The organism is Gelidibacter sp. (assembly GCF_035577925.1).
Classification (GTDB): domain Bacteria; phylum Bacteroidota; class Bacteroidia; order Flavobacteriales; family Flavobacteriaceae; genus Gelidibacter.
The window spans coordinates 1-9,089 of sequence record NZ_DATJCY010000088.1 but is presented as its reverse complement, the minus strand read 5'-3'; the positions used below and the strand labels follow the sequence as shown (position 1 = coordinate 9,089).

Annotated in this window: 7 protein-coding genes; all 7 read right to left on the bottom strand. The window is 37.0% G+C overall.

Going from position 1 to position 9,089, the window contains the following annotated elements; genetic code table 11:
* Window positions 1-818, bottom strand: an 818-nt coding sequence (locus VNJ50_RS03170) for a magnesium transporter (RefSeq protein WP_325578980.1), incomplete at its 3' end; no start/stop codon positions are given.
* A gap of 19 nt (window positions 819-837) precedes the next feature.
* Entirely contained in the window at window positions 838-1,623 is a 786-nt protein-coding gene (gene rsmA, locus VNJ50_RS03165) for a 16S rRNA (adenine(1518)-N(6)/adenine(1519)-N(6))-dimethyltransferase RsmA (RefSeq protein WP_325578978.1), read from the bottom strand.
* Window positions 1,624-1,755: 132 nt separating this feature from the next.
* The gene (locus VNJ50_RS03160; protein ID WP_325578977.1) at window positions 1,756-2,079 is read right to left on the bottom strand and encodes a DUF4286 family protein; all 324 of its coding nucleotides are present in this window, start codon (window positions 2,077-2,079) and stop codon (window positions 1,756-1,758) included.
* Between the two features lie 157 nt (window positions 2,080-2,236).
* Window positions 2,237-4,021: a tetratricopeptide repeat protein gene (locus tag VNJ50_RS03155; RefSeq protein WP_325578975.1), complete on the bottom strand. Its 1,785-nt coding sequence runs from the start codon at window positions 4,019-4,021 to the stop codon at window positions 2,237-2,239.
* Between the two features lie 385 nt (window positions 4,022-4,406).
* Complete coding sequence (gene serS / locus VNJ50_RS03150) at window positions 4,407-5,675, bottom strand: serine--tRNA ligase (RefSeq protein ID WP_325578973.1); 1,269 nt, start codon at window positions 5,673-5,675, stop codon at window positions 4,407-4,409.
* A 63-nt stretch (window positions 5,676-5,738) separates the two neighbouring features.
* Complete coding sequence (locus tag VNJ50_RS03145) at window positions 5,739-7,091, bottom strand: HTTM domain-containing protein (RefSeq protein WP_325578971.1); 1,353 nt, start codon at window positions 7,089-7,091, stop codon at window positions 5,739-5,741.
* Window positions 7,072-8,019, bottom strand: coding sequence for a bifunctional riboflavin kinase/FAD synthetase (locus tag VNJ50_RS03140; protein WP_325578969.1), 948 nt, complete (start codon window positions 8,017-8,019; stop codon window positions 7,072-7,074). Before VNJ50_RS03140 ends, VNJ50_RS03145 begins: the two co-directional genes overlap by 20 nt.
* Window positions 8,020-9,089: the final 1,070 nt, after the last annotated feature.

Below are 9,089 nucleotides of genomic sequence, written 5' to 3'. Positions count from 1 at the left end.
GCTGCCAATTGGTAATCTTTATCGGCTTCTTCAATTAAAACGTCCACAATATCATCAATCGTAATACGACCTAATAAAACCATGTTGTCATCAACCACCGGGATGGCTTCCAAGTCATATTTGGCCATGATTTTGGCTACTTCTTCCGGATCTTCGTCAACTTTTACGTAATCGACATTTTTGATATAGATATCGGCAATTTTTTCGTCACTTTTGGCAACGATCAAGTCTTTTAATGATAAGCGGCCAATCAATTTATTTTGTTTGTTTACCACATAAATGGAATGGACGCGTGTGACATCTTTGGCTTGGCCTCTAATACGGCGCAAACATCCTGCAACGGTCCAGGTTTCATACACTTTGACCAATTCTTTGGCCATAAGCCCGCCTGCCGTATCTTCATCATAGGCCAATAATTCGGTAATTTCGGCCTTGTGTTCTTCGTCTTCAATATGATGGATAACTTCGCGCTGACGTTCTTGCGAAAGTTCGGCAATAATATCGGCGGCATCATCTGTATCCAAAGCTTGGACTTCGTCAGCAATTTCTTTTGAAGAAAGATTGCGCAATATTTTCTCACGACGGTATTCGTCCAACTCCAACAATATTTCCGAAGTCGTTTCTGAATCTAGGAGTTTGATAACATAAATCGCCTCATCCAATTCAACTTCATCCAAGATTTCAGCGATATCGGCATAATGGAAATCATTTAAAAGCAAATGAAGTGCGTCATCGTCTTTACGGGCGATAAGCTGCTGAACCTGCTCAATGAGTTCGTCGGTCAATTCAAATTGTATGTTCTCTCTCTCTTCTGCCAAATGTGATGGTTTTTAAGGATTAATATGCGCTTTCTATCAATTGGGTCAATGCTATAAATTGTTGTACACTCAATTGTTCGGGGCGTTTGTCAAAGATAGGGTTTGATTTTATGTTTTCGGATATCTCAAAGGATTTTAAACTGTTCCGAAGTGTTTTTCGACGTTGTTGAAAGCCGATTTTTACCACTTTAAAAAAAAGTTCTTCATTGCACGGAAGTTTGAAGTTTTCTTTTCGTGTTAAGATCAACACGCCCGAATCTACTTTTGGCGGCGGATTAAAAACCGATGGCGGCACCGTAAAAAGATATTCGGCATCATAAAAAGCTTGGGTTAAAACCGATAATATGCCATAAACTTTACTGCCTTCCTTTGAGCAAATACGCAACGCCACTTCTTTTTGGAACATGCCTGAAAACTCCGGAATTTGATCGCGCATCTCCAAAGTTTTAAAAAGGATCTGAGATGAAATATTGTAAGGGAAATTCCCGATGATGGCAAAAGGACGCTCTCCAAAAACTTCCTTCAAATCGTATTTTAAAAAATCTTTTTCAATAATGCGATCGGCAAGGTGGAGATAGTTGTTTTTTAAATAGTCAACCGATTCTGTATCAATTTCAATAACATGTGTGATGCTATCTTTTTTAAGTAAATACTTGGTCAAAACGCCCATTCCCGGACCAATTTCCAAAACATGGTCATAGCCTTTATAGGACAGCGAATCAGCAATTTTTTCAGCAATACCTTCATCGGTTAAAAAATGTTGACCGAGATGCTTTTTTGCTTTGACGAGTTGATCTTTAGACACGGATTTAAAGGTTTGAAATGGATATTAGGGCAACGATAAATGTATGAAATTGATGATTTATTGAGCCAAGTTTTTATATTTTTTTTACAGATGCAACCGGTTTTTAGATGGCTGCTTTTTATAAATTATAAGTTAATTGTGTTTTACGGTATATTCATTGATGACTTCGAGCTCTGTTCTAAAAGATAATACTTTATCACCAAAAGCCAGAAATGCTTGTTGACGTAACTTATCAGCATCGTTTTTGTAATATTTGTCGAGTGCCAAACGTGATTTTGCGCGGTATTGAACCGAATAAGTAACGCTGCCTTCTTGTTCTTCCACCAAAACCTTGGTCAGTTTGGCTTCAGTAAAATGACCCGTTTCCAAAACATGCGCAATGTGCTCTTTAATCCAATCGCGCCATTGATCGTGGATACTGGCGTCTATATTTGATGTTACATTGTATATGATCATAATACTAAGGTTTTAAGGTTAAACACCAAATTTCAATACTTAAAAGACCATTAAAAGGCGGTAGGATCTGTAAATTGAATTTTGGATTTCAATTGTTCTGCAAATAACAGAAGTTCTGGGTTGTCATCAAAGAGATTAAGGATTTTAATTTAAGAACTTAATTAATCGCATCGCCGCGCAACATCCTAAATTGCTTTCGGGATTCTACAAAATAAATACTATCCTGGTGGTTAAAGATGATTTTTTCGTACAATGGCTTCGCTTTTTCGGGTTCGTCCAAGGTTTTGTTATACAGTTCAGCTAAATAAAAATAGGCATCATCAACCAGAATACCGTCATTATGATAGGCAATAATAAGTTCGTAGTTTTTAATGGCCTTGTCATAATCGTGTTTTTGGACCAGGAGCTCGGCTTGTTTGAACAAAGCTTGATCTTCAATGCTTTCTCCTTGGTGATCAGTTAAAATTTTATCCAATAAAGAAATGGCTTCATCATTTTTATTTTGGAATGCCATCAAATCAGCTTTGGCGTAAAGCTTTAGGGCGACGTGAAGCGAATCTTCATATTTGTTATCGGAAATAAGCAATTTTAAGGCCAGCGCATCATTCGCAATAAGTTGGGATGTGGATGCTTTTAAAATTTTTAGTTGCGATTCAGCCCATTCAAAATCACCTTTGTAATAACTCGTTTTGGCTACTTTAAATCGAGCTTCTTGTGCAATGGTACTGTTTTTTGAACTGGTTTGGATTTGTGTGTAATAAATTAAGGCTTCATTAAATTTTTCTTGAAAGACTAAAATATCGGCCAATTTCATTTTTACGGCAGCTTGTTGCAATGCCGAAATATTAAGTTTTAAACTTTCTTTTAAAAAATCACTCGCTGTTTCTGGTTGATTCAAATGGAAAGCTAAAAAATTGGCATACGCTATTTGCAATCCCAAAGTTTGAGGTGAAATGCCATATTCGGAAAACAGTTGATTGTATTTTTTTTGAATTTCCAATCTGTTTTTAACTGGTGCCGTGGCAATTTCAATATCCAACAAATATTGATTGGCAATTAAAATGGTGCCTACGTTTTGGGTGTTTTCCAAAACATAATTAAAAATACTGGTGGCCACGTCGTTTTCTTTTTCGCCGAGTGCGGTCATTGCCAGTTCTAGAATGCGACTCAAACTTTCACGTTTTCGCATAAATAAGGCTTTTTCTTGGGTAAAAGCTCGGTCGTAATCTTTCTCTTGCATAAATAGCCAACTCAACAATTCGTACCAATACGTTTCTGGTTCGGTTTGGATCTTTTTGAGCAATAGTTTTCTAAGCAGCACATTGTTTTCATTCGTGCTGTTTTCTGAAATAAAATCGCTGAATTGTCTTTTTATGGTATTGATATATTCTGGACGAACTTCAATATAAGCCATGTAATGACTAAAGAGCATTTCAATATTGCCTTGCTCGCCATAAATTTGTGCCAACTCGCGGTTGAAGTTCAGGTTCGGATCGAGAGCCATCGCTTTTTTATAGGTTTCAATGGCATAATCCAATAAGGCATGCTGTTCAAATTGCCGTCCAATTAAAGGAGCAAAATCAGGACGTTCTTCAATTTTTGATAAGGCTTCTTCATAATTTTCCTTTGCTTTTTGTGAAGCACCTTGTAGTTGATGGTTATATCCCAATTCAATAAGTAATGTTGGGTTTTGGTAAATGGTGATTTTTGATCTGATAAGTGATTCGGCAGCTGAAAACTGTTCGAGTTCTTGATGGGTTTTTATTAAATAAAAAATATAATTGTAATTGTTGGGCTGTTCCTCATACAATTTTTGATAGGTGATGAGTGCTTTTTCAAATTCGCCACGTTGGTAATAATCAGCAGCCAATCGTTCGTCATCGTTTTGCGAAAACGACACGTATCCCATAAAGATAAAAATGAGGCTTATAAGCTGTTTCATGAGACGAATTTAGATAAATATAACCACTTATAAGCGATGCTATTGTGAATGTTTTGATAAAAAAATGCCCAAACGAAAGTTCGGGCATTACCATCAAAATAAAAGTGCTATTAATCATTACTTATAAAAATGATTCAATTATCTTGTTTGGGCTCGGTCAATTTTTTATGTCGATCACCTGGTTTTAAAATAAAACTTTGGTTAGCAATACCACTAAGGATATGATTATAAATATGCGAACTAAATTTTTCATGTGAGATCAAATTCTGATTGGGGTCACTAACTTCAAAATTTTTAAGGTAAAAACAAAAGAAAACGCTAAAAATTCGTCAAACAACACGAATTTTTAGCGTTTCATCGATAAAAATAAGAATATTCTTACAATTTATATTTTATCAAATCCCGTATATGGAATCAGAACCTCTGGGATTTTGATGCCATCTTCCGTTTGGTAATTTTCTAAAATTCCGGCCAAAACTCTTGGTAACGCTAATGAGCTTCCGTTGAGTGTGTGTGCCAATTCACTTTTGCCTTCGGCATTTCTAAACCGCAATTTTAAACGATTGGCCTGAAAAGTTTCAAAGTTTGATACGGACGAAATTTCCAACCAGCGGTCTTGAGCGGTAGAAAACACTTCAAAATCATAAGTCAATGCTGAGGTAAATCCGATGTCGCCACCACACAAGCGCAAAATACGATAAGGTAGTTTCAGTTCGTCTAAAATTTCTTTAACATGCTCCACCATGCCATCCAGCGCTTTGTAAGAGTTATCCGGATGCTCTACACGCAAAATTTCAACTTTATCAAATTGGTGCAAACGGTTCAATCCTCTTACGTGAGCACCATAACTTCCGGCTTCACGTCTAAAACATGGCGTATAGCCAGTAATCCCGATGGGTAAATCGGAAGCGTTAAGAAGTTCGTCCCTAAAAATATTGGTTCCCGGTACTTCGGCCGTTGGTATTAAATAAAGATCATCTTCGGTAACGTGATACATTTGGCCTTCTTTGTCAGGCAATTGTCCCGTGCCAAAGCCAGAAGCGGCGTTGACCAAAAGTGGCAATTGGTATTCGGTATAACCGGCATTGATGTTTTTATCTAAAAAATAAGAAATCAGCGCACGTTGCAACTTGGCACCTTTTCCTTTATAAACCGGAAATCCTGCACCTGTAATTTTATTGCCCAATTCAAAATCAATAATATCATATTTTTTGGCCAGTTCCCAATGTGGTAGGGCATTGGCATGCAAGGTTGGGATGTCTCCTTTTCTAAACACCTCTTCATTATCATCGGCCGTAGTTCCTGCCGGAACGCTGTCATGAGGTACGTTTGGAAGTTTGTAAAGCAATTGGTTTAACGCTTCGATCGTTGCGTTAAGCTCATCGCCAAGTGTTTTTGAAGCCTCTTTTAAATCGCCCGTTTTGTTTTTTAAGGCGTTGGCTTTATCGGTTTCACCCGATTTGAACAAGTTCCCAATTTCTTTGGATAAACTGTTGGATTCTGCCAAGGTGTTATCCAATTCTGTTTGTAAACGACGTCGGTTTTCATCAAGTGCAATGACTTCATCAAGCATTTGCTCAGCATCAAGGTTTCTTTTTTTCAAACCTTCAATCACTTTTTGTTTGTGATCTCTAATAAATGGTACTTGTAACATAATGTGGTTTAATTTGATGTCAAAAATAAGTAAATTTTAAGCGTTTTGTGACGTCTTTCAATGTCAATCAAAAGAATTTTTGTGTTCTGATGCTTTTATCCTTTTTTCATCGGGGTAAGGCAATAACCATGCGCTGTGTTTTAAGGGCTCCCATTTTACACTTCCTAAATCAACTTCAGGGTCGATAAGCTGATGGGAAGCACCGCCGTTGATCCTTACATAAGTTGTGGCATATATTTTTACGTCGCGGTCTTTTTGTGCAAATATTTTTTTGATGTGCTGTGCAAATTGCCAAATAACATCAGGTTTTGTGCTTACTGCACGACGTTGTTTTGATGTCAGAAGATCTTCAATACGTAGCGGTATCTCTTCATTGGTTTTTGCATCTACAACTTTAAATGTTGTATCCCCGGTTTTGGACCGGAGCATCATACGCCATGATAACCGATGGCCTTCTTCGGTCCACAACACATTATCTTTAAAAAACCAATGGCGCAACGGTAATCCTACTTGAACGATAAAGTAAAGTGTAAAGATTGCTATAAATGGTTTGTGGTATTTTGGCAGGATAATCTCGTTACCGTCATAAAATGGTTTCTTTTTTAAAAATATCCGATGAATGGTTTTTGTCGGATAGAAGAACAGTGTAAAGGCTAACGACAGATAAGGGAAAATTCCGATATGAAACACGAAGGAATTAAAGAGATGAAAGAAAATGGACGCAAAAAACGCATATTTTCTCGTTCTTTTCCAAAGCAATGCTGGGATAATTAGCCCATCAAAAAAAATGCCCACATAAGCAATGGTATAATGGGTCCATTTTTGTTGTAAAATTCCACCTATCAAAAGAAGATCCTTTTTGCCTTTCATCAAAATCTCAGCTACGGTGGCATCAAGCCAATCTGGGTAAATCTTAGCAACGGCACCATAGGTATAAACAAGAAACATTTGAAAAATAAAGACCAAGGCGCACCAGCGTGGCATGGATATTTTTCTGATTTCTGGATGCAACCGTGCATCAACAGACAAATAGTGATGTGCAGGTTGAAATACCATAATGGCGCTTAACAAAACCAAAAGGTAGTAGTGGTTGTTATACGACGATTTTTGCATTAAGTAGGTTGCCGTCCAGAGTATGGTAAAGGCAAGCATGCTCCAGCGATATTTATAGCCAATCATTACAAAAAACCCAAAAAGCCCCATAACGGCGTACCAAATATACATGCCATGGCCGGGCAAAGGTTGCAGCCATTCAAAACCAATAAACGAAAAGGTAAATTTTGGTTCTATAAAGGCACGTCTAATCCATCCTGTGAATATGGACCCTACACTTTCCAGAAAAATGAGAAGGCCAAAAACAATCCGAAACACAATAAGTGCACTGTTGTCAATATGTTTAAAGAGGAGTTTGTGCATTGCGATTGGCAATTATCTGTTGCGCATTTATTTTGTCCTGTCTTAACTGTGCAATCAGTTCGTCTACCGAGTTAAATTTATGCTCATCTCTAAGGCGGTCTAAAAAGTAGATTTTTAAATGCTGATCGTAAAGATCTTCATTGAAATCAAAAAAATGCGCTTCAATGGTTTTTTTCTTGCCTTCAAACGTCGGATTCATTCCAATGTTCATCATGCCATAAATAGGCTTTTCGTTATAAACCGAAGCAATGGCATAAACACCATTTTGAGGAATGAGTTTATAAGTTTCCTCAACGTTGATATTGGCCGTTGGGAATTCCATCTTTTTACCAAAGCCCTTGCCTTTTACCACAATGCCATTTATAAAATAATCATAACCCAAAAAGGCATTGGCGGTTTTGATATCGCCCTCTTTAAGTGCCGTCCTTATTTTTGTAGAACTCACGGCAACATCTTCCACATCTTGAGCAGAAATTTCTTCAACATCAAAGCCAAATTCAGTTCCAAACTTTTTTAAATCGTCAATATTGGCGCTTCGGTTTTTTCCAAATTGATGGTCATAACCTATGATGACCTGTTTGACATGAAGCGTATCCACTAAAATTGTTTTTACAAAATCGCGCGCAGAAAGCTCAGAAAACTCCTTCGTAAACGCTTTTACATAAATATAATCTACACCTAAAGATTCTAAAATTGCTTTGCGTTCTGCAATGGTATTCAGAAGTTCGATGTCCGAATTTTGTTGTAAAACCATTCGCGGATGCGGAAAAAAAGTCAACACAATTGAAATTAAGTTGTTTTCGGATGCTTTTTTGGTGAGTTTTTGGATGATTTTTTGATGCCCAATATGGACGCCATCAAAAGTACCAATAGTAACCACCGATGGTGTTTTTGGAATGGAAGTGCTGGATGAGGTGATGACTTTCAAGTTTTTTTTGTAAAAATAACTATTTAGAAGTTTAAAAAAAACTACCGCTTATGAATTGGTTTTTGGTTGTGGTGCAGTTGGGATTTACTTGCCAGCTTGTTCCAAACTGCGCATCGCGTTTTTACCGCCCCAACGGGTGCTAATCCCGTTGCCTAGCTTTCTGGAGAATCTGGCTAGAATAATTTTCTCAAAAGTTGCCATAATTTTTCTGGTTTTAGTTGCTTGTGGTTTTATTGTTTTGACCAATGTATAACACAATTTGCTCTAAACCAACGTCATGGCGTGTATTGGCATCTATTGTCATGAATTGTCTGCTTTTGGCACCTTTTGACATGTATTGGCATCTATTGTCTGCTTTTTCCGATTTTTAGGGGGTTTTGTTCGAGTCTTGTTCGACACTTGTTCGAGCGAGCTTCGTTAAAATGCGGTTTTTTGGGAGGATTGTCGAAGGAATGTGGGAGGATGACTTAAAGTGAGCGCTGGCAAGGGTTGTGGCCTGTGTCTTAATTTTGTGGACTATTGAAGCAGTAAGAATCTAACTACAAAAACATTGTTGAATAAAATCCTTTAAAACAAACAGTATTTTTTAGTGTAATGGGCATTATAATACCATACAAATTAGGTTTGTCTAATCAAAACACACAGTATATTACAATCATAAATACCTGTTTATCAACGTGTTTCTGGAAGTGATGAAATTGAAAAAAATGATTAACTAGGGCGATAAATATGTTGTGCATAATTTCCATTTTTAAAAAGTAGTTTGGCAAAACCACAAAACCAGTATTAAAATAAAAAAATCGGAATACCTGTTAGACATGTATGAATCCGGAAAAACATCTGAATATCGCCGTGAAACTGATCATGTAAGGGCCAACGATTAAATTTGACCTTCGTTTTTTGAGTATCCATAGCGTTTCGTATTTTAAATATCCATAATGATACAAAATTGTAAACAATTAATAAATAGCCATATACAGGCTTGGATAGCTTATTGGAATTTCGCATATTTGTGAGTTATCTGCAACCCCTGAAAAACGACAGTGCAAATATCAACTGACAGTCAAAAA

Bases quoted from the DNA above. Each gene is read 5' to 3' on its own strand.
- VNJ50_RS03160 (WP_325578977.1), bottom strand. From the start codon at position 2,079: ATGATCATATACAATGTAACATCAAATATAGACGCCAGTATCCACGAT.
- VNJ50_RS03155 (WP_325578975.1), bottom strand. From the start codon at position 4,021: ATGAAACAGCTTATAAGCCTCATTTTTATCTTTATGGGATACGTGTCG.
- serS (WP_325578973.1), bottom strand. From the start codon at position 5,675: ATGTTACAAGTACCATTTATTAGAGATCACAAACAAAAAGTGATTGAA.
- VNJ50_RS03145 (WP_325578971.1), bottom strand. From the start codon at position 7,091: ATGCACAAACTCCTCTTTAAACATATTGACAACAGTGCACTTATTGTG.